We start from the raw sequence: 21,106 nt of genomic DNA on the forward strand, positions 1-21,106 counted from the left end.
CAGCATTTGCAACTCATCAATTTTGATGCTCACGGCGCTCTCAGGCACTACCTGGCTCGCGAGGCTAGAAATAATATTAACCTCCGTTACCCTTATAGTTCTTAAGATTCACACCGGCGCGCTTTAATTTTCTTTGGTGTGCTCATAATAGGTGATATGGTTAATCTTAAGTAATTTAATGCTCATGATGGTGAGTCTTATGGATGCCTTTTTTCCCGTCGCTTGCGCTGATAAGCTCAGTAAAGTCGGGCTACTCGTTAAAGCCAAGCGCCTTGCGTTAGGAGTGCGCCAATCCGACCTCAAGGTCACACTTGGCGTCTCGGAGCACACGCTCCGCAAGATTGAGGGTGGATCTGAACTCGTGGATCTTCGGTCGTTCATGTTGGTGCTGTGGAAGTTGGGAATCACGGAAACGGTTTTCGCTTCCTTGGAAGGAATCGAAAAAACGTCCGAAATCACCCGCTTTACCGACGAAGGTGAATCACACCACGGCATAGCAACAAAGCGTGTGCGACTGCCTAAATCCAAGCCCGAGGATTTCTGATGTCGCGTGCTTACATCTACATGGACCATCCCGAAACCGGCGAGCTTCTGACCCTAGGAAGACTGGTCTTGAGAGGGAGTACTGGTGAGTTTCTCTATGCGCCCGAATTAGTTAAGCGCGGGGGGTGGGTGCCTGACCACATCAACTATCCACTGCGCGCCGAGCCGTACACCGGAATTACGAAGAACCGTGGCGTTCCCGGCTTCATCAATGACGCGATGCCCGACGGTTGGGGCGAGCGATTGCTCTATCGCGCATACGGAAGGGATCTTGGTCCAATCGATTTTTTGCTCAGGTCGCCAAACATCGACCGGGTTGGGAACTTGATGGCTGGGACCACGGCGGCACCGGCACCGGGCTTAGGTGGGGGAACAGTTCCAACTCTGCGAGGATTGGCAAAATTTGTTGAGGCCTGTGAAGCCGTTTACGACGGGCAGCTCGAAGATGAGGCGATTATCACGCTCAACATTCGTCAGCAGCGATCGGCACTCGGCGGTGCGCGTCCGAAACGAACTCTGCAAGACAACGGAATGTTGATCCTGGCCAAGCCACGAGACCGGTTCGATAACTACGACTTTCCATCGATTGAGTATGCGTGCATGACTTTCGCGGCATCGAAGGGATTGAGCGTCGCGAAGACGGCCCTTCACGCCGAGTCCCCAACCACCCTGCTAGTCGAGCGCTTTGACCGAACTCCGATTGCTGAAGGTGCGAAACGTATTCCGATGCTCAGCGCATTGACCTTGCTGAATGCTGATTGGAATGAGCCGTACCATCGTGACTGGTTGTACGCGGGCATGGCCGATGAGATGCGCCGACGTGGTGTTCCTGATGAGGACTTGCATGAGCTGTTCAGGCGCATGTGCTACAACGCACTGGCTGGAAATAGCGATGATCACCCGCGTAACCATGCAGTAATTTTAATCCAAGGCCAGTGGCGCCTTTCACCCATGTATGACGTTCTGCCGATTCTGGAGGAAGGTCCAGCTAAGGCGTTAGCCATGGCGGTTGGGAGTGACGGCCCCCAAGTTAGTCGCTCCAACTTACTCAGCCATCACAGACACTTTGCGCTTGAGCGTGAGCACGCCGAGCATCTGCTTGATGAGGTAGCAAGCTGGGAAGAGGAGTTGAAGGACTACTACAGCCAATGGCTCAAAGGTGAAGACCTACAAATGGCGCGTGAAGCCACCAGCTCGGAGCGAATGCTCAGGTAAACACGAGAACAGATGAATTTGAAGGTGGTTTCCACGGGGGTGTCGCGGTGTGGTAGTCGATGACCACACCGCACGAGTAACGCTGTGCGTGCGAAACAGTTTTTCGTCAATGGTGTTTTTCGTGGTATCAGCTGGTTTTATTAAAGTAAGGCCTTGATTTAAAAAGAATTTCTATGATTATTTGTGTTCGAGTGGGAGTGAGTTGAACAACAAGGGCGCCGTAAGGCGCCCTTGTTGCATCTGCGGGAAATGTTTACATCTGTGTATTCTGCGTACTGACCGGAAGCTGGTGCTCGGACGAGAAGTGATGTCAAAATAGTGTCAATTTCGCCGGATCACTGAATTCGGATTCCGACAACATGGATGTGGACAGGCTTTGAACGAGCCTGCGTAAGGGATATATGGTTTCTATTTACGTCAGAGGTAAAGACAACGCCGAGCAGATCAGTGACTGGACGATGAAGAGTGACGGCCACGGTGAATTCGTGCTGACTTGTCGCGATCTATCGGGCGAGCGCGTTCCTTATTCGCTCGGGGACTGCGAAGTCGTTCCGACCCGAGAGCTGAAAAACCAGCTTCTGCGCAAAAAGGGCAGCTCAGTAACAAGTCCCATTGATAAAGCTGCGATCTACGGCGAGAAATATGCCGTCGTACAGTATTCGGGAAGTACGGCACGTTACCTGTTCAAGATGGACACTATCGAGCTTGTCATCCCAACAAAGATGAAGGATGAGCCGACCTACAACTATTTCCTTTCCGTCGCCAATAGTCGGGTCGAACAGGCCGTGAAACCTGCGGACAAGGTGATCGCTGAAAATGTGCTGCGCCAACTAAGCGCAATACCTTCATGCGCGGATACTGCATTGCACGCCTACTGCACCGGGAAGAACGCACAGCAGGAACAAGCCGGTCATTTCATCTTTCCTTTTGGTATCAATGAAAGTCAGCTTCAGGCCGTCGAGCAGGCCTTCACCTCGCAGATCAGTCTGATCGAAGGGCCACCCGGCACCGGCAAGACCCAGACCATTTTGAACATCGTCGCCAACATCTTGTTGCGAGGAAAAAACGTGGCGGTGGTGTCCAACAACAATTCGGCCGTTGCGAATGTCTGCGAAAAACTGGGTAAGTCCGGGCTGGATTATCTTGTTGCCAGTTTGGGCAGCACCGAGAACCGTGAGGCATTCTTCGCCAATCCGCGTCCTCGACCTTCGGCGGTTCCCGAAGTCGCTCCTTCAATGGAGCGTATTCAGGTCGTCTTGCAACAGCTCAAGGGTTTTCTGAGTGCCCGCAACGCGGTGGCGCAGTTGCAGATTGAAATCGATGAGCTTGAGGTGGAGCGGCGCTATCTGCAGCAATGGCAGCAGGACAACGGCGTGCAAATACCTGCCTTGGACAAGTACAAGCTCTCCCCGCAAAAGTCCGCTGATTTGATGGCTTACCTGACACATATGGCTGGCGGCCGCGTCAGGATCAAGGACAGAATCGAGATGCTGTTCAATTTTCGAATTTTGCGCACGAAGCCATTCGATAATTGGGAAAAGCGCAAATCGACTTTCTATGCCCTGCAGCTTCATTACTACGACAAGGTTTTGCAGGAAAAGCAGGTGGCATTGACCAGCCATCAGCAAGCGTTACGACTTGGCAGTTACCAAGCGCTGCTGGAAGAGCTGACGAGCGCTTCGATGAAGTACCTCAAGCAGCACCTGCATCAGCATGTGCCGAACCCTGAACCCTTCGATGCCAAGACTTACAAACGCAAGTTGGATGGGTTCCTGAAGCGCTATCCGATCATTTCCAGTAGCACGCACTCGATCATCAACTCGCTCGAAAGCGGCGCGATGCTCGACTACGTCATCATCGACGAGGCCTCGCAACAGGACATCGTTCCGGGAATATTGGCACTCGGTTGCGCAAAGAACCTGATCATCGTGGGCGATAGAAAACAGTTGGCGCACATTCCGGCAACGTTGGGCATGGCGGCGCCCAAGGATCACTACGATTGCGAGAAGCACAGCCTGCTCGATTCGTGCATCAGTGTGTTCAATGGTTCGATCCCGACGACGTTGCTCAAAGAGCACTATCGTTGCCACCCGCGAATCATTCAGTTCTGCAATCAGCAGTTCTACGACAACCAACTGGTTCCGATGACCAAAGACAGCGGTGAAAAGCCGTTGTCGCTGCTGGTCACTGCCAAGGGCAACCACACGCGAAAGACCACCAACCTTCGCGAGCTGGACTCGTTGCTGGCAATGCTTGAAGGAGAGGGCGAAAGTGCCTGGGAGGGCGAGGATGGCCGGGGCTTCATCGCGCCTTTCAGGGCTCAAGCGACGCTTTCGGGCACGGTTTTGCCGGCTGACTTCGTCAATGACACCGTGCACAAGTTCCAGGGACGCGAGTGTGACGAGATCGTCTTTTCAACAGTGTTGGACAAAAAGAGCATTACTCCAAAATTCCTGACTTTCGTGGATGATCCACGCATGGTCAATGTGGCGGTATCCCGCGCCAAGCATCGCTTCACCCTGGTCACGGGAGACGACGTCTTCACGAAGAACAACGGGCACATCGCGGCGCTGGTTCGCTACATCGAATACTACGCGGAAGAAGGGCAACTGCACCGCGCACCGGTGATCTCGGCCTTCGACCTGCTCTATAAGGAATACGACCAATCGCTCGAACGGCTCAAGGCCAGGTTGCGACGGGATGACTCCCGATACCGATCCGAGCAGATCGTGGCGCAGATACTGCGTGAGGCGCTGGATCAGGATGCCTGCCGGGGGATCACGTTCCACTCCCAGATCGTGCTGATTCAGTTGGTCTCGATAGACTGCGCGGGCCTGACGACGCGGGAGCTGGCATTCATGAGAAACCACGCCAGTTGCGATTTCGTGCTCTATTACAAAGTAGGAAAAAAGCCGCTGGGCGTGATAGAGGTCGATGGGGGCGAACATGACAAGCCGGATCAGGCGGAACGGGATGCCTTGAAAGACAGCATTCTGCGCAAGTGTGATATCCCCTTGTTGCGTTTGCGGACCGTCGAGAGCCGCATTGAGGAACGGGTGGCCGCATTTCTGGCGCAGTGGGCAAGCAGCGTTTCGAATTAAGCCGTGGGTGCAATTTGAACCACAGGGGCGCCGTGAGGCGCCCTTGTCGCATGTGACGGTCGTGCCCCATTTGTTCGTGATGAGTGCGCGACAATGCTTTACTTAATATTTCTCAGATGAAGAATTTTCGCGTGCTGCAAGTGCAAGGAGTGGGAGTGATCCCGCACAGGCCTTGATGGCTTGATTGCAGGTAACAAAGAAAGGCCGTGTGAACAGTGTTCACACGGCCTTTTTGCGTTTTAGACGCCGGGTAGTCGGACGGGAGTCATGCCCATTCTGTGCAGAGCTGAACTCAAGCCCTCTGTGGTTTCAAAGCGCCGACCGCTGATCTGCCAGGAATCGCGTTCGACGTAGTACCCAGCTGCATCATGGTGTATGGGCGTTCGGACGAGTGTTCCACGGGTGATGATGCCGTTGCTGGTGATGGCTCTGTTGGTGACGGTCCGGCTGCGATGAACCAGAAACGGTTCACCGGTACTGGTGCTGAGGGTGTACATGCCAGGCTTGGGCAGACCGTCTTCCAGCCTTTGCGCAAGGATCACGCTTTCAGGTGTTTTGATTTGCAGCAACAAGTCATTTTTGGCAAAGCCGGCTGCTTGCCCTGGGCGCGCCTCGTCGGCTACCCCCGGGTCGACCTTGATACCGCCGAGCTCATCCGGGCCCACACTTTCAATACGCAGCCCGATGCCGCCTTCAAGTTCGCTGATACCCGCCACGCCGGCATAGGTATTGGCGTGGCTGTTGCCGACCAATGCCACCCAGCGATGCGCGCCTCTGGCCGTCTGGTCGGCGCCGATGACTTGGCGGGCGAAGAAATTCATCATTTTTTGCCGAAAATTAATATTTGCCCCCTGAATGCCGCTGCTGCGGTAACTGGCCAGACAGTCGATGGCCTGAACGCGGATATTATTTTTCTGTGCTGTTCTGACCACCTGCTCAAAGGTGAATTGTTCGCTGGGGTCAGTCGAAAAACCGGCGTCAAGATCCTTGAGGTAGCTTTCCAGATCCTCGGACATCACCCCTGTCCGGTTGAACACGTCCAGGTCAGCTTGATGGAAATCGGTCAGAAGATGTTCCATGTACAGAGTTTTGACCTTTTGTTTGCGCAGCACGCTCATGTTCTCGACCAGAAACTGTTTACTGCCCACGCTGTTATGACTTTCACCGATGACCAGGTTTTGTGAGCGCTTGAAAAGGGTCTTGATGATGTCCTTGAACTTTGCATTCGCGATGAACGATGGAATGGTCGGTCTGGGTGGCAGTTGCGGTTGCGAATAAAAGGTCACGGCGTCGTCGTGCAGTGTTCGGCGCAGTCTTTTGAAGGCATCGAACTCATCATCTGGGTTATTTGGATTGACAAAGCCGTCCCTCAAGTCCCCCTTCATGGCCATACCCCTGGCCGCCTGTTTGAGGCCTGGCTTGAGCTCCTGCGGAACATCATATGCAGTCGCCGGCGCATCGAAGTCCGGAAGTGGCGGCTCGACCCTGGCAAATAGATCGGAAAACCTGCCTCCTCCCGCCAGACCGGGGCGTGTGAGGGGCACCCATTCACCCAGCTCATTCAGGCGCACCGGAACGTTGCGGTAAAAGGAGTAAGGATTGACCGGGTCAATGATTGCCCAGGTCTTCAGTTCGTTGCTATAGCGCACCAGGTAGAAACGGTCGTCTATGGCAATGTAGTTACCCCCTGTTTCAGGCTGATAGATACCTTGAAATTTGCCTTCGTCGCTGATTGGAGAGTAGCCGTCGAGAATCTCGTTGGTTTCAAAAGGGGCCAATATGTCGGCATCGCTCGGGCCGGATTCAATGGATTCGATGGGAGGATGGATTGTAGTGTCCGGCTCCTTCAGTTCCTCCTCGGACGTGAGTGCCTCTTGCGTTTCAGCCTCTGCTTCCGCTGCTTCGGCGAACTCGGCCGCCCCTCGTAAAAATGGCAAGTTGAACAGCACATCCATGCTACCGAGAATGGCACCTGTGACAGCTGCCTTGCGCTCAGCCGGGGTAGTAGCGTTGATGGCTTGATCGATGTGCAGGCCGACATTGGCAATACCCGCGCCAACGACAACCAGCGCTGCCGGCCATCCCGCCGCAGCCATTGGCCCAAAGACGCGGTTGAAGGCATTGAGGTAGCCGATCCATAGCTTTTTGCGCAACTCGCCATTGGAATGCAACAGGAAGGTCGCATCGCTGAGCATGCGGTCATGGGCGGACTGGCTTAAATGGGTGAACGCATCACCGGCAATTTTCTCGCCACGGTAGTGGAGCAAATGAAAGTTCGCGGCTTCATTGTCACTCGGTAAAACGTCATAGGCATGAGTGAGGCCGACATTTTCATACTCCGTGTTCTCCAGGAAATGAACGATCAGGCCAATGCCGGTGAAATTGGCGAGCTTGTGCCCCAGCGAAGTCGGCTTTTCCTGAAGAATGTCGCGCTCTTCCTGTTTGAAGTGCATGAGCATGCGCTCACGACCCTCTTCATCCTTGACCTCATTGACCAGCCATTCGTGCAGCTCCTTGACCTTGTTGAAGCAATGGAAACCTCTAGGTTCGCCCGGAACGTAGAGAATGTTCAGGGCACTGTCGTCAGTGATGCTGAGGATGTCCGTCGACACGAAGTGGTCAATGCAAAACTTGCGAATCGATAAACCGCTGCCTGTGGGTGCCTCATCCAGCAGCATTTGCCGGGTGAGCGGTCTGCTCACATTACCGGCACAGGCCCTGAGCACCGTGGTGAAGTGTTCACGAGACAAATGCCCGTTCTCATAGTCTTCAATGGCTTTGGCGATAAAGGTGCACTTGGCCAGCGCGCGGAAGTTGGCGCTGTGTTTTTCCCAGAACGTTGCGATGGCCGTCTTGTAGCGGTCACTGAAATTGATGTCCCAGAAGTCTTTCAGCACTTCGTTGGCGTGCAGGCGCACTTCGTTGGATTCGTCGTAATTATCGGCGTCCGCCCCCACACGGTAAAAGCCGCCGTAGAGGTCCAGCAGGTCGGCATTGTCCTGGTCGTGGACACTGAAACGCTGCATGACCAGTTGCGGGAAGGTCGCTGACTCGCTGGGTTTTTCAAACACATGCTGCCAGCCGGTAAAGGTCTTCGAGCTGCTTTGAGCGGCACGAAAACGGTGCCAGTAGATCTTGTCGGGTTCGATATCGGTGATGTGGTGCCGGACGAGAATGTCTTTGGCGACCTGGTACGCCATGGCGTACATGTCGGGGCAATCGGCAACCAGATCAGGGATCAGTGACTTGAGTGCCAATGCATCGACGGCATTGGGCTGGGTGATGTCTGCGGTATCTTCCATGATGCGCTCCTTGAGAGGCGGTTGAGGGCCGCTCACTATCTCAAGGGCTATCGGTTCTATCTGTAAGACGCAGGGTAGCTGGCTGCGTGCAACGGCTGACAGATGAAGCAGGACATGGAGAGTGCCGGGGTAGGGTTCAGCGCCGTGCCACGTCCGAAAAATAGAACTTGTCCAGGGTGTGCCGCGACTCGGTGTACTCGAACTGGCGGCCGTCCTGCAAAAAGGTCTGGTTGCTGACCACGATCACATGGCTCTGGCCGTCGAGGTCCAGATGCTGCTGGTCGTCCTTGCTGCGTGGCACCGCTTCGATGGTGCGTTGGGCGTAGCTGATCTGCAATTGCAGGGTCTGCTCGATGAAGGCGTAGATCGAGTGTTCGGCGATCTCGCGATTCAGCCCTGGAATCAGCTCGGCGACAAAGTGGTTGATGTCCAGAATCACCCTTTTGCCATCGATTCGACGCACGCGTTTGATCCGCGTGATCAGGCTGCCTTCTTCGGCTTTCAGGTGTTCGAGCAAGGCGCCTTGCAGGGGAATCTGCTCGAACTCCACCACCTCGGTGCTGACGTCGTTGCCCAGCCTTGGGTAGGTTTCCTGAAAACTGACGATGCCGCCGAGCTGGAACTCGATCGGGTTGGTAGACAGCACGAAGGTGCCTTTGCCGTGGACTTTCTGGGCGAAGCCGCGTTCCTGAAGCAGTTCGATAGCCTTGCGCACGGTGCCGCGACTGGCCTGGTAGCTGTCCATCAATTCGGTTTCGGAAGGCAGCCGAGCGCCGCGTTCCAGACGTTCGGTCGTGATGCTGGCAAGCAGATCGCTGTAGATCTGGTTGTATTTACTCATGGTAATGGCTGCGTTGTGCACAAGGCAGGAACCTTAAGGGCAGAGGTGGGGTTTGTCCATTTAGCGTTGAAATACGCACCCCCCGTAGCAGCTGGCGAAGCCTGCGTTCGGCTGCGCAGCAGTCGTAAACCCGGCATACGCGGTTTACCTGGAAGACCGAAGTAGCTTATTTCACGACCGCTACGCGGCCGAACGCAGGCTTCGCCAGCTGCTACGGGTAGAGGATCTATGTCGGAAATATGGCCGCTGGTCGGCTGCTCATTAAACAAATTCAAACTCGTCTGTACGAGTTGTTGCAATAACTCGTACAGACGAGTACTTTTCGCTTCGGCATGCTGCCAACAACAAAAAAACACAGTGGATGAAAAAGCATGAGCCACGATTACGCGACTATCGCCAGCGAGCTGCTTCAGAGCCTCGGTGGTGCTGACAACCTTGAACAGGCCGCACATTGCGTCACGCGCCTGCGCCTGGCCCTCAAAGACCCACGCCTGGTCGACAGCGCGACGCTGAATCAGATCGACCTGGTCAAAGGATCGTTTTTCACCGGCGGCCTGTTTCAGGTGGTCATCGGTCCCGGCGAGGTCGAGAAGGTCTACGCCGCACTGCGCGAGCAGACCGGTCTCGCCGCGTCGACCATCGCCGACGTGAAACAAAAGGGTGCCGACAAGACAAACGCGATACAGCGGCTGGTGCGGGTGTTCTCCGATGTGTTCATGCCGATTCTCCCGGCGCTGATCATTGCCGGTCTGCTGATGGGCGTGAACAACCTGATCGGCGCCAAAGGCATGTTCATTGCCGGCAAGACCTTGCTTGAGGCCTACCCGACGCTGGACGGTGTCTGGAGCCTGATCAACCTGATGGCCAACACCTCGTTCGTGTTCCTTCCGGCGCTGGTCGGCTGGTCGGCAGCCAAGCGTTTTGGCGGCAGTGAAATCCTTGGCATCGTGCTCGGCCTGATGCTGGTTCACCCGGACCTGCTCAACGCCTGGAACTACGGCAAAGCGGTGGCCGGGCTGGACGGCCAGAGCCTGCCGTACTTCGATATTTTCGGCTGGTTCAAGATCGAGAAGGTCGGTTATCAGGGGCAGATCCTGCCGATCCTGATGGCTGCCTACGTCATGAGCGTCATTGAAAAATGGCTGCGGGCACGAGTGCCGAACGCCATTCAACTGCTGGTGGTGCCGATTACCACCATCGTTGTGACCGGGGTGCTGGCGCTGGCGGTGATCGGCCCGGTGACCCGTCACCTGGGGATTCTGATCACCGAAGGCGTGGTGACCTTGTTCGAACTGGCGCCGATGGTTGGCGGGGCGATTTTCGGGCTGCTCTATGCGCCGCTGGTGATCACCGGCATGCACCACATGTTCCTTGCGGTGGACCTGCAGTTGATCTCGACGCAGGGCGGCACGTTCATCTGGCCGATGATCGTCATGTCCAACCTCGCCCAGGGCAGCGCGGCACTCGGGGTGTTCTACATGACCCGCAGCGCGCGGGATAAAAGCATGGCCTCGACCTCGGCGATTTCCGCCTATTTCGGCATCACCGAACCGGCCATGTTCGGCGTCAACCTGCGCTACAAGTTTCCGTTCTACGCAGCCCTGATCGGCTCGGCGCTGGGCTGCATGTTCCTGTCGCTGAACAAGGTTCAGGCCTCGGCGATCGGTGTTGGTGGCTTGCCCGGTTTCATCTCGATCATCCCGCAGTACATTCCGATGTTCGTGATCGGGATGGTCATCGCCATGGTCGTGCCGTTCGTTCTGACCTGTGGCTTGAGCATGAAGATTGTTCGGCCCGGGTATCGAGTCGCCTGATAGATCGCTATCGCGAGCAAGCTCGCTCCCACATTGGAATGCGATCAACTGTGGGAGCGAGCTTGCTCGCGATGAGGCCCTCAGGGCCAGTACAAAACCAATTGAAGGAATTGCGCCATGCAAGACTGGCAGCGTTCGGTGATCTACCAGATCTACCCGAAGAGTTTTCACAGCCACGCCGGCAACGCCACGGGTGATCTGCTCGGGGTGGTGGCCAAGCTCGATTACCTGCAATGGCTGGGTGTCGATTGTCTGTGGATCACCCCGTTCCTGCGCTCGCCGCAACGCGACAACGGCTACGACATCAGCGACTACTACGCCATCGACCCGAGCTACGGGACCATGGCTGACTGCGAGTTGCTGATCGCCGAAGCCGCCAAGCGTGGGATCAAGCTGATGCTCGATATCGTGGTCAACCACACTTCCATCGAGCACACCTGGTTTCAGCAAGCGCGCAGTAGCCTCGACAACCCGTACCGTGACTTTTACATCTGGCGCGATCAGCCGAATAACTGGGAGTCGAAGTTCGGCGGTTCGGCCTGGGAGTACGAGGCGCAAACCGGTCAGTACTTTCTGCACCTGTTCGACCACACCCAGGCCGACCTGAACTGGGACAACCCGCAGGTGCGCGCTGAAGTCTTCAAGCTGATGCGCTTCTGGCGTGACAAGGGTGTGGGTGGTTTCCGTCTGGACGTGATCAACCTGATCTCCAAACCGGCGGACTTCCCTGAGGACAACACAGACGGCCGGCGCTTCTACACCGACGGCCCGAACGTGCACGAGTACTTGCAGGAAATGCACCGCGAAGTGTTCGAAGGCCATGACCTGATCAATGTCGGCGAGATGTCTTCCACCAGCCTTGAGCATTGCATCCGCTATTCGCGGCCGGACTCCAAAGAACTGTCGATGACCTTCAACTTTCATCACCTGAAGGTCGATTACCCGAACATGCAGAAGTGGGTTCGCGCCGACTTCGACTTCCTCGAGCTCAAGCGCATCCTTTCCGACTGGCAGACCGGGATGCAGGCTGGTGGCGGCTGGAATGCGCTGTTCTGGTGTAACCACGATCAGCCGCGCGTGGTGTCGCGGTTTGGCGATGACGGCGAACACCGTGTGGTCTCGGCGAAGATGCTCGGCACCGCGCTGCACTTTCTGCAGGGCACACCGTTCATCTATCAGGGTGAAGAGTTGGGCATGACCAATCCGGGCTTCGAGAGCATCGAGCAGTACCGCGATGTCGAGACCTTGAACATCTACCGCCTCAAGCGCGAGGCGGGCGAGTCCGCGGTGTCGAGCATGGCCGCGATCATGCAGAAATCCCGCGACAACAGTCGCACCCCGATGCACTGGAATGCGCAACCGAATGCCGGTTTCAGCAGTGCCGAGCCGTGGATCGGCGTACCGGCCAACGCCACGCAGATCAACGTCGAAAACCAACTCGACGACACGACTTCGGTGCTGCACCACTATCGTCAGTTGATTGCCTTGCGCCGCAGCGAACCGCTGATTCAGGACGGCGTGTATCGCCAGCTCTTGCCCACGCACCCGCAGGTCTGGGTGTATCTGCGTGAAGGCCAAGGCGAGCGTCTGCTGGTGGTGAATAACTTCTACGGCACGGCGTGTGAAGTCGAGCTGCCGGAACGGGTGATCACCGACTGCATGTTGCAACGCCTGGTGATCAGCAACTACCCGGATTGTGAGGTGCGCAATCAGCAGCTGTTCCTGCGGCCTTATGAGTCGTTCGTCCTGCACCTGACCGACCACTAAAAAACACGCTCCTTCTTTCGTAGGAGCTGCCGCAGGCTGCGATCTTTTCGGTTTCTGTAAGGACGCCAAAGATCAAAAGATCGCAGGCTGCGCCAGCTCCTACGGGGATTGTTCCGCCTGAAAAAAGACTCAAGACAATAAAAAAATAATGGGGTGGCTCTTGAAAACAACAATAAATCGCAGCCTTGCAGCGTCGTGCGTGTGCCTGGTATTGCCGTTCTCGGCGCACGCTCTGGAGTTCGCCGGTTACTTGCGCAGCGGCGTCGGAACCTCGGTCAACAGCGGTTCGCAATCGTGCTTCAAACTGCCCGGCGCAGAGTCGAAGTACCGTCTGGGCAACGAGTGCGAACAGTACGCGGAACTGGAATTGCGTCAGAACCTGCTGACCCTCGATGACGGTTCGGTACTCAGCGTCGACGGCATGGCCTCGTTGTACAACCAGTACGACCGCAACCTGACCTTCCAGGGTGACAACGGTTCGGTACGGATGCCGCAGATGTACGCCCAGTGGTCGAACCTGCCGAGCCTCAATGGTGGTTCGTTATGGGCCGGTCGGCGTTACTACAAACGAAACGACATCCACATTTCCGACTTCTACTATTGGAACCAGAGCGCCACCGGTGGTGGTATCGAGGACGTGAAGATCGGCGATCTGAAATACAGCTACGCGTTTTCGCGCAAGGACAACCTGTACCAGAAGGACTACGTCACCCGGCAGGATTTCAACGTCTCAGGCTTCGACACCAACCCTGGCGGTGAGCTGGAGTTTGGCCTGAGCTACATCGACAAACCCGATCGCCGTGACGCACATGCAGGCTGGGCAATCACCGCCCAGCATGTGCAGAAAAACTTCCTCGGCGGCAAGAACAAACTGGCACTGCAATATGGTGAAGGGCCTGGCACCGGGTTGGGCTACACCGGCGATGTGGGCCTGGACGACCACAACAAAAGCTATCGTCTGGTGGAGTTCTTCGACTGGCAAGTGACACCGCGTTTTGGTGGTCAGGTCGAAGCGGTCTATCAAAAGGACATTCGCCCTGACGGTAACGGCCAGAACTGGCTTTCTCTCGGCATTCGTCCAACCTACGCGATCACCGAGCAATTCAAACTGGTCACCGAATTGGGTCACGATCAGGTTCAGGCATCGGATGGTACGCGCAAGTTGAGCAAATTCACCTTTGCCCCGACCTGGTCGCCAAAAGGTCCGGACTTCTGGGCGCGTCCCGAGGTGCGTTTGTATTACACCTACGCCAGCTGGAACGAAGCGGCCAAGCGTGCGGCCAATGAACTGGCGCAAGGTTCGGCGTTATCCGATACCGGCGCGTTCGGCACGGCACTGCATGGGTCGAACGTCGGATTGCAGGTCGAGTACTGGTGGAAGTAAGTACGGTAATTAGCTGCAGGCTCAACTCGCTTTCGTAACAGCTGCCGAAGGCTGCGTTCGGCTGCGAAGCAGTCGTAAAATCAGGCACTACGGTGATTCAGGTAGACCGAGGGTGCAGGATTCACGACTGCTACGCAGCCGAACGCAGGCTGCGCCAGCTGCTACGGAGTGTTGTGCTGCTCAATGTATCTACACAGAACAAAACTGCAGGTGAAGTCATGACCATAACCCAACCATTGCAATTGCTGGCGCCGCTGTCCGGGGTGCTGATGCCGCTTGATCACGTGCCGGATCCGGTGTTCGCCAGCCGCGTGATCGGCGACGGCCTGTGCATCGATCCGACCTCGCAGATCCTGTGCGCGCCGTTGGCCGGTGTCGTCAGCAACCTTCAACACACTGGTCATGCGATTAGCATCACCGATGACAGCGGCGTTCAGGTATTGCTGCACATTGGTCTGGACACGGTGAACCTCGCGGGCCACGGGTTCAGCGCATTGGTCGAGCAGGGCCAGCGTGTCGAGGCCGGTCAGCCATTGATCGAGTTCGATGCCGACTATATCGCCCTGCATGCCCGTAGCCTGTTGACCTTGATGCTGGTGGTCAGTGGCGAGCCCTTCAGTCTGCTGACACCGGACAACGGTCTGGTGGCCTGCGCACAGCCCCTGTTGCGCCTGAGCCTTGGCGATCCACGTTCCAGTGCTACGCAGGAGGAGGGCGAAGCGCTGTTCTCCAAACCGGTCCACCTGCCCAACCCCAATGGTCTGCACGCACGGCCGGCGGCGATCTTTGCGCAGGCGGCGAAAGCTTTTGCGGCGAGCATTTGCCTGCACAAGCAACAGGACAGCGCCAACGCCAAGTCGCTGGTGGCGATCATGGCGTTGCAGACGGTGCACGGCGATGCGCTGCAGGTCAGTGCGGTGGGCGAAGATGCCGAATTGGCAATCAGCACGCTGGTCCAATTGCTGGCGGATGGCTGCGGTGAGGCGGTGACTCCGGTTGCGCTGGTAGCGCCAGTGGTTCAGGCGCAGGCCGTGTCGACGAAGCTGCTGCGCGGTGTCTGTGCTTCGGCGGGTTCGGCCTTCGGGCACGTGGTGCAAGTGGCTGAGCGCACTCTGGAGATACCTGAGTTTGCCGCGGATCAACGCGTGGAGCGCGAGTCGCTGGAGCGCGCGCTGACCCACGCGAAGCAGGCGCTGCAACGCTTGCGTGACAACGCGGCGGGCGAGGCGCAGTCGGACATTTTCAAGGCGCATCAGGAATTACTCGAAGACCCGAGCCTGCTGGAGCAAGCCCAGGCCCTGATCGCCGAGGGCAAGAGCGCGGCGTTTGCCTGGAACGGCGCCACTGAAGCCACCGCTACGCTGTTCAAGACGCTGGGCAGCACGTTGCTCGCCGAGCGTGCGTTGGACCTGATGGATGTCGGCCAGCGCGTGCTCAAGCTGATTCTCGGGGTGCCGGACGGTGTCTGGGAGTTGCCGGATCAAGCGATTCTGATTGCCGAACAACTGACGCCGTCGCAGACCGCTGCCCTGGACACCAGCAAAGTGTTGGGTTTCGCTACCGTGGGCGGAGGTGCGACCAGCCATGTAGCGATACTCGCCCGGGCCCTGGGTTTGCCAGCGGTGTGTGGTTTGCCGCTGCAAGTGCTGTCGCTGGCCAGTGGCACCCGGGTGCTGCTCGATGCCGACAAGGGTGAATTGCACCTGGATCCGGCGCTACAGGACATCGAGCAGTTGCACGCCAAGCGTCAGCAGCAAAGCCTGCGTCATCAACACGAGCTGGAAAACGCTGCAAGGGCGGCCGTCACCCGCGACGGTCATCACTTCGAAGTCACGGCCAACGTTGCTTCGCTGGCTGAAACCGAGCAGGCCATGAGCCTCGGGGCCGAGGGTGTCGGCCTGTTGCGTTCGGAGTTTTTGTATCAGCAGCGCAGTCTGGCGCCGAGTCATGATGAACAGGCCGGCACCTACAGCGCCATCGCCCGTGCACTGGGGCCGCAGCGCAATCTGGTGGTCCGTACACTGGATGTCGGCGGCGACAAACCCTTGGCCTACGTGCCGATGGACAGCGAGGCCAATCCGTTTCTGGGCATGCGCGGAATTCGCTTGTGCCTGGAGCGTCCGCAGCTGTTGCGCGAGCAGTTTCGGGCGATTCTGAGCAGCGCCGGCCTGGCGCGTCTGCACATCATGTTGCCGATGGTCAGCCAGCTGTCGGAGCTTCGTCTGGCGCGGCAGATGCTCGAAGAAGAGGCGCTGCCGCTCGGGCTCAAGGAGTTGCCGAAACTGGGCATCATGATCGAAGTCCCGGCGGCGGCGCTGATGGCGGACCTGTTTGCCCCCGAGGTGGATTTTTTCTCCATCGGCACCAATGACCTGACCCAATACACCCTGGCCATGGACCGCGATCACCCGCGTCTGGCCAGCCAGGCCGACAGTTTTCATCCCTCGGTACTGCGCCTGATCGCCAGCACCGTGAAGGCCGCCCATGCCCATGGCAAGTGGGTCGGAGTGTGTGGCGCGCTGGCCTCGGAGACGTTGGCGGTACCGCTGTTGCTGGGGCTGGGGGTGGATGAGCTGTCGGTCAGCGTGCCGCTGATTCCAGCGATCAAGGCCGCGATTCGCGAGGTCGAGCTCAGCGATTGCCACGCCATCGCCCATCAGGTGCTAGGACTGGAGAGCGCCGAGCAGGTTCGCGAGGCGCTGTACGTGCAGCAACAGGCGATGGTCGAAACTTCACAGGTGTTGGAGAACTGAACATGTTCGAGAAAATGCAACGGGCGTTCTGGAAGGCATTGACCCCGGATCTGCTGGTGGATGAGCCGAAGGTGGCACGGTCGTCTTCAGCATTGCTGACACCGAGCGTCATGGCCGCGTTGGGTGGAGCCGGTAACCTCAAATCCCGGCAGCGCGTAGCACTGACGCGGGTGCGGGTGGAGTTGAAAGACGCCGCGCTGCTGGACGCGACGGCCTTGCGCGCGGCGGGTGTGCCGGGAGTCATGATGCTGGAAGATGGGGTGGTTCATCTGATCACCGGTCTTCAAGCGTAAACGTCATCCTGTGGGAGCGAGCTTGCTCGCGATGCTTTTGGCGTATTCAACGACGCCATCGCGAGCAAGCTCGCTCCCACAGGGCATTGCCAGCCATGATTTGACTGTGACCAGTCGCCGCGTTGCCCTTACTGTTTCTCAACCGCAGGTGTATCGTATTCGCCTTTTGCGGGCATAGGCCTGCCGCTGATACGTGAGGTTGTTGAGTTCATGTCTTTTACCCGTCGACAAATACTGGGTGGTCTGGCCGGTCTGGCAGTGGTGGGCGTCGGGGCCGGTGGTGCATCGCGTTACTGGCTGGGGAAAATGGCAGACGCCAACGCAGGTCACGATTATGAACTGATCGCCGCACCGCTGGATGTCGAACTGGTGCCGGGGCACAAAACTGAGGCCTGGGCTTTTGGTCCGTCGGCGCCGGGGACGGAATTGCGGGTGCGCCAGGGCGAATGGCTGCGAGTGCGTTTTATCAACCACCTGCCGGTGCCCACCACCATTCACTGGCACGGTATCCGTTTGCCGCTGGAGATGGACGGCGTGCCGTATGTCTCGCAACTGCCGGTGTTGCCGGGCGAGTATTTCGACTACAAGTTCCGTGTGCCGGATGCTGGCAGTTACTGGTATCACCCGCATGTGAACAGTAGCCAAGAGCTGGGTCGCGGGCTGGTCGGGCCGCTGATCATCGAAGAACGCGAGCCCACCGGTTTCAAGTACGAGAAGACACTCAGCCTGAAAAGCTGGCACGTCGATGAAGCGGGCGCTTTCGTGCCGTTCAGCGTTCCTCGTGAAGCGGCGCGTGGTGGTACGGCCGGTCGTCTGGCGACGATCAATGGCGTACCGCTGCCGGTGATCGAGTTGCCGGCCGGGCAAATCACCCGCGTGCGCCTGCTGAACCTCGATAACACCCTGACTTACCGCCTCAACATTCCCGGTGTCGAAGCGCAGATCTACGCGCTCGACGGTAACCCGATCGAGCCGCGTCCGCTGGGCAAGGAATACTGGCTGGGCCCGGGCATGCGCATTTGCCTGGCAATCAAGGCACCGGCGGCGGGTGAAGAGTTGTCGCTGCGCAACGGGCCGGTACGCATTGGCACGTTGCGCTCGGTGGCCAACACTGACGCGTCAACCCAGTGGCCGCCAGCGCTGCCGGCCAACCCGATTTCCGAGCCGGACCTGGCCAACGCCGAGAAGCTCAACTTCAATTTCGAGTGGGTCGGTTCGGTCTCGGTGAATGTCGATAATGGCAAGCCGCCGAGCCTCTGGCAGATCAACGGCAAGGCCTGGGACATCACCGATAAAACCTGCGCCGACCGCCCGATTGCTAAGCTTGCGAAAGGCAAAAGCTACATTTTCGAATTGAAGAACATGACCCAGTACCAGCACCCGGTTCACTTGCACGGCATGAGCTTCAAGGTCATTGCCTCGAACCGCAAAAAGATCATTCCGTACTTCACCGACACCTACCTGCTGGGCAAGAACGAGCGCGCCCAGGTGGCACTGGTGGCGGATAACCCGGGGGTGTGGATGTTCCACTGCCATGTGATCGACCATATGGAAACCGGCCTGATGGCCGCCATTGAGGTGGCCTGATGCGTCAGATACGCCCCACACAAATCATCGACCGTAGCCGCGATCAGGACTTCATGCGTGAAGCCCTGGCCCTGGCCGCGCAAGGTGCCGCCCTCGGCGAAGTGCCGGTGGGCGCGGTGCTGGTGCAGGACGGCGAAATCATCGGGCGTGGTTTCAATTGCCCGATCAGCGGCAGCGACCCCAGCGCCCATGCCGAAATGGTCGCGATCCGCGCTGCGGCGCAGGCCGTGAGCAACTATCGTCTGCCGGGCAGCACGCTCTACGTCACGCTGGAACCGTGCAGCATGTGCGCCGGTTTGATCGTGCATTCGCGGATTGCGCGGGTGGTCTATGGGGCGCTGGAGCCCAAGGCCGGGATCGTGCAAAGCCAGGGGCAGTTTTTCACCCAGGGCTTTCTCAACCACCGGGTGCTGGTCGAAGGCGGGGTATTGGCTGACGAGTGCGGCGCGGTGTTGAGCGAGTTTTTCAAGGCCCGAAGAGCCAAGCCAGCAGACTAAACACCAAACCAATGTGGGAGCGAGCTTGCTCGCGATGAGGCCCTAACATCCAACATCAATGTTGAATTTCAGGCCGCCATCGCGAGCAAGCTCGCTCCCACAGGGGATCTCCAGTGATCAGGAGATAGGTATTTATTTACGGGCGACGATCACTGCGCGCATCGGCGCTGGCAAACCTTCAATGGTCTTGCTGTGATCATCAGGGTCGAGGAAGTCGCTCAGTGACTGATACTTCATCCACTCGGTCCCGCGTTGTTCTTCAACCGTGGTCACGCTGACGTCCACGCAGCGCACATCGCTGAAGCCTGCACGGCGCAGCCAGAGCATCAGCGCCGGCACCGACGGCAGGAACCAGACGTTGCGCATCTGCGCATAACGGTCTTCCGGCACCAGCACCTGCTGTTCGTCGCCTTCGATTACCAACGTCTCCAAGACCAACTCACCACCCTTGACCAGGCAATCCTTCAGCGCCAGCAAATGCTCGATCGGCGAGCGGCGGTGATAGAACACGCCCATGGAAAACACCGTGTCGAAGCCCTCGAGATTGGGAGGAAGATCCTCAAAGGGAAACGGCAGGTGCCAGGCCGACGGTTCTGACAGGTAACGCTGCACTGCCTGGAACTGGCAGAAGAACAACCAGTTCGGGTCGACGCCGATCACGCTGTCGGCGCCGGCGCCGAGCATCCGCCACATGTAATAGCCGTTGCCGCAGCCGACATCGAGGATGCGTTTGCCTTTGAGGTTCAGGTGCGGGGCGACCCGCGACCACTTCCAGTCCGAGCGCCATTCGGTGTCGACGTGTACGCCGAACAAGTCGAATGGACCTTTGCGCCATGGCGACAGGCCCATCAACGCGGTGCGCATTTGCGCGCGGGTTTCATCGTCGCAGTCGGTGTCGAGGGTCAAGCCGTTCAGCAAATCGACTTCGCTCGGCTGGATCTTCGGCAAAGCGTCCAGCGCGCTCTGCCAGCGCTCGAGGTCGCCATGACCTTTTTCCATTTTGGTGTCGAGTTGCGCTTGCAGGGTGTTGGCCCAGTCGGCCAGTGGTGTACCGGCCAGACGGCGGGCGAGGGGAGACAGATCGATCATGGCAAGGCAATCAACGAGGCAAAGTTAAGACACTGGAACCACGGCACGACTTTCGAGAACCCGGCGGCCAGCAGGCGTTCGCGGTGTTCTTCGAGGCTGTCGGGCTTCATGACGTTTTCGATGGCGCTGCGCTTCTGGGCGATTTCCAGTTCGCTATAGCCGTTGGCGCGTTTGAAGGCGATGTGCAGGTCGGTGAGTAGCGCGTGTTCTTCGGCGTCTTCGAAACGCAGCTTCTCCGAAAGGATCAGCGCACCGCCCGGCAACAGCGACTGGCGAATGCGGCTCAGCAGTGCAGTGCGCTCGTCCCGGGCGATGAACTGCAAGGTGAAGTTCAGCGCCACCACCGAGGCCGGCTCGAACGCCAGCGCGAGGATGTCGCCTTCGATCACTTCAACCGGCAGCAGCTCCTGGAACATCGAGTCCTGCGCGTTGAGGTATTCGCGGCAGCGCTCGACCATCGCCGCCGAGTTATCCACAGCGATCACCCGGCAACCGTCGGTGCGTACGTGACGGCGCAGGGCCTGGGTCACTGCGCCGAGGGAAGAACCGAGGTCGTAAAGCACGCTGTTGGGCTGGGCGAACTGCGCCGCGAGCACGCCGAGGTTTTCGACAATGGTCGGGTAACCCGGCACCGAGCGCTTGATCATGTCCGGGAACACCCGCACCACGTCCTCGTTAAAGGCGAAGTCGGGCACCTGGGCCAGGGGCTGGGCGAAAAGGCGATCGGGTTCTTTGCTCACGGCGGTTCCAGCGGCGGATGTGGAAAAGGCCGGCATTTTAGCCAACTTGGCGCGCGGATGCGCGGGTTGTCTGATAAACCGCCGGGCAGGCGCTGATGTCTGTGTCTTCAGTTATGCCGCTATCGCGAGCAAGCTCGCTCTCACAGTGGTTCTGAGTCGGGCACTTACTATGTGTGCAGC

The 21,106-nt window shown here is 58.0% G+C and carries 14 protein-coding genes; 10 read left to right on the top strand and 4 right to left on the bottom strand.

Going from position 1 to position 21,106, the window contains the following annotated elements; translation table 11 throughout:
* Positions 1–199: 199 nt before the first annotated feature.
* The 3 genes from BK659_RS11110 to BK659_RS11120 all read left to right on the top strand — a co-directional run bounded on the left by BK659_RS11110 (position 200) and on the right by BK659_RS11120 (position 4,859).
* A complete protein-coding gene (locus BK659_RS11110) occupies positions 200–544 on the top strand; it encodes a helix-turn-helix domain-containing protein (RefSeq protein WP_123425292.1) in 345 nt (114 codons plus the stop codon).
* Entirely contained in the window at positions 544–1,758 is a 1,215-nt protein-coding gene (locus tag BK659_RS11115) for a type II toxin-antitoxin system HipA family toxin (RefSeq protein ID WP_123425109.1), read from the top strand. Before BK659_RS11110 ends, BK659_RS11115 begins: the two co-directional genes overlap by 1 nt.
* 401 nt (positions 1,759–2,159) lie before the next feature.
* Positions 2,160–4,859: an AAA domain-containing protein gene (locus BK659_RS11120; protein WP_123425110.1), complete on the top strand. Its 2,700-nt coding sequence runs from the start codon at positions 2,160–2,162 to the stop codon at positions 4,857–4,859.
* A gap of 239 nt (positions 4,860–5,098) precedes the next feature.
* Here the strand turns inward: BK659_RS11120 and BK659_RS11125 are convergent, their stop codons facing one another.
* Entirely contained in the window at positions 5,099–8,161 is a 3,063-nt protein-coding gene (locus BK659_RS11125; protein WP_123425111.1) for a membrane-targeted effector domain-containing toxin, read from the bottom strand.
* 136 nt (positions 8,162–8,297) lie between these two features.
* Positions 8,298–9,002 (bottom strand): trehalose operon repressor, encoded by a 705-nt coding sequence (gene treR, locus BK659_RS11130; protein ID WP_123425293.1) that lies wholly within the window; start codon positions 9,000–9,002, stop codon positions 8,298–8,300.
* Between the two features lie 371 nt (positions 9,003–9,373).
* Between treR and treP the strand changes: the two genes are divergently transcribed.
* The 7 genes from treP (at position 9,374) to tadA (ending at position 19,097) form a co-directional block, all read left to right on the top strand.
* Positions 9,374–10,816: a PTS system trehalose-specific EIIBC component gene (gene treP, locus BK659_RS11135; protein WP_123425112.1), complete on the top strand. Its 1,443-nt coding sequence runs from the start codon at positions 9,374–9,376 to the stop codon at positions 10,814–10,816.
* Positions 10,817–10,933: 117 nt separating this feature from the next.
* The gene (treC, locus tag BK659_RS11140; RefSeq protein WP_123425113.1) at positions 10,934–12,583 is read left to right on the top strand and encodes an alpha,alpha-phosphotrehalase; all 1,650 of its coding nucleotides are present in this window, start codon (positions 10,934–10,936) and stop codon (positions 12,581–12,583) included.
* A gap of 160 nt (positions 12,584–12,743) precedes the next feature.
* Entirely contained in the window at positions 12,744–13,967 is a 1,224-nt protein-coding gene (locus BK659_RS11145) for a maltoporin (RefSeq protein ID WP_123425294.1), read from the top strand.
* A 218-nt stretch (positions 13,968–14,185) separates the two neighbouring features.
* On the top strand, positions 14,186–16,720 hold the full coding sequence (gene ptsP, locus BK659_RS11150) for a phosphoenolpyruvate--protein phosphotransferase (RefSeq protein ID WP_123425114.1): 2,535 nt from the start codon (positions 14,186–14,188) through the stop codon (positions 16,718–16,720).
* Positions 16,721–16,722: 2 nt separating this feature from the next.
* Positions 16,723–17,013, top strand: a complete 291-nt coding sequence (locus tag BK659_RS11155; RefSeq protein WP_123425115.1) for a PTS sugar transporter subunit IIB — start codon at positions 16,723–16,725, stop codon at positions 17,011–17,013.
* 210 nt (positions 17,014–17,223) lie between these two features.
* Positions 17,224–18,600 (top strand): multicopper oxidase family protein, encoded by a 1,377-nt coding sequence (locus BK659_RS11160; RefSeq protein WP_123425116.1) that lies wholly within the window; start codon positions 17,224–17,226, stop codon positions 18,598–18,600.
* Positions 18,600–19,097 carry a tRNA adenosine(34) deaminase TadA gene (gene tadA, locus BK659_RS11165; protein WP_123425117.1) on the top strand — a complete coding sequence of 166 codons (498 nt, stop codon included), beginning with the start codon at positions 18,600–18,602 and terminating at the stop codon, positions 19,095–19,097. Before BK659_RS11160 ends, tadA begins: the two co-directional genes overlap by 1 nt.
* A gap of 132 nt (positions 19,098–19,229) precedes the next feature.
* On the opposite strand, the gene cmoB is transcribed toward tadA, so the two are convergent.
* Together cmoB and cmoA are read right to left on the bottom strand one after the other, a co-directional pair.
* Complete coding sequence (gene cmoB / locus BK659_RS11170) at positions 19,230–20,186, bottom strand: tRNA 5-methoxyuridine(34)/uridine 5-oxyacetic acid(34) synthase CmoB (RefSeq protein WP_123425118.1); 957 nt, start codon at positions 20,184–20,186, stop codon at positions 19,230–19,232.
* Positions 20,183–20,962 carry a carboxy-S-adenosyl-L-methionine synthase CmoA gene (cmoA, locus tag BK659_RS11175; protein ID WP_185015329.1) on the bottom strand — a complete coding sequence of 260 codons (780 nt, stop codon included), beginning with the start codon at positions 20,960–20,962 and terminating at the stop codon, positions 20,183–20,185. Before cmoA ends, cmoB begins: the two co-directional genes overlap by 4 nt.
* Positions 20,963–21,106: the final 144 nt, after the last annotated feature.

This window comes from Pseudomonas brassicacearum, assembly GCF_003732225.1.
Taxonomy (GTDB): domain Bacteria; phylum Pseudomonadota; class Gammaproteobacteria; order Pseudomonadales; family Pseudomonadaceae; genus Aquipseudomonas; species Aquipseudomonas brassicacearum_E.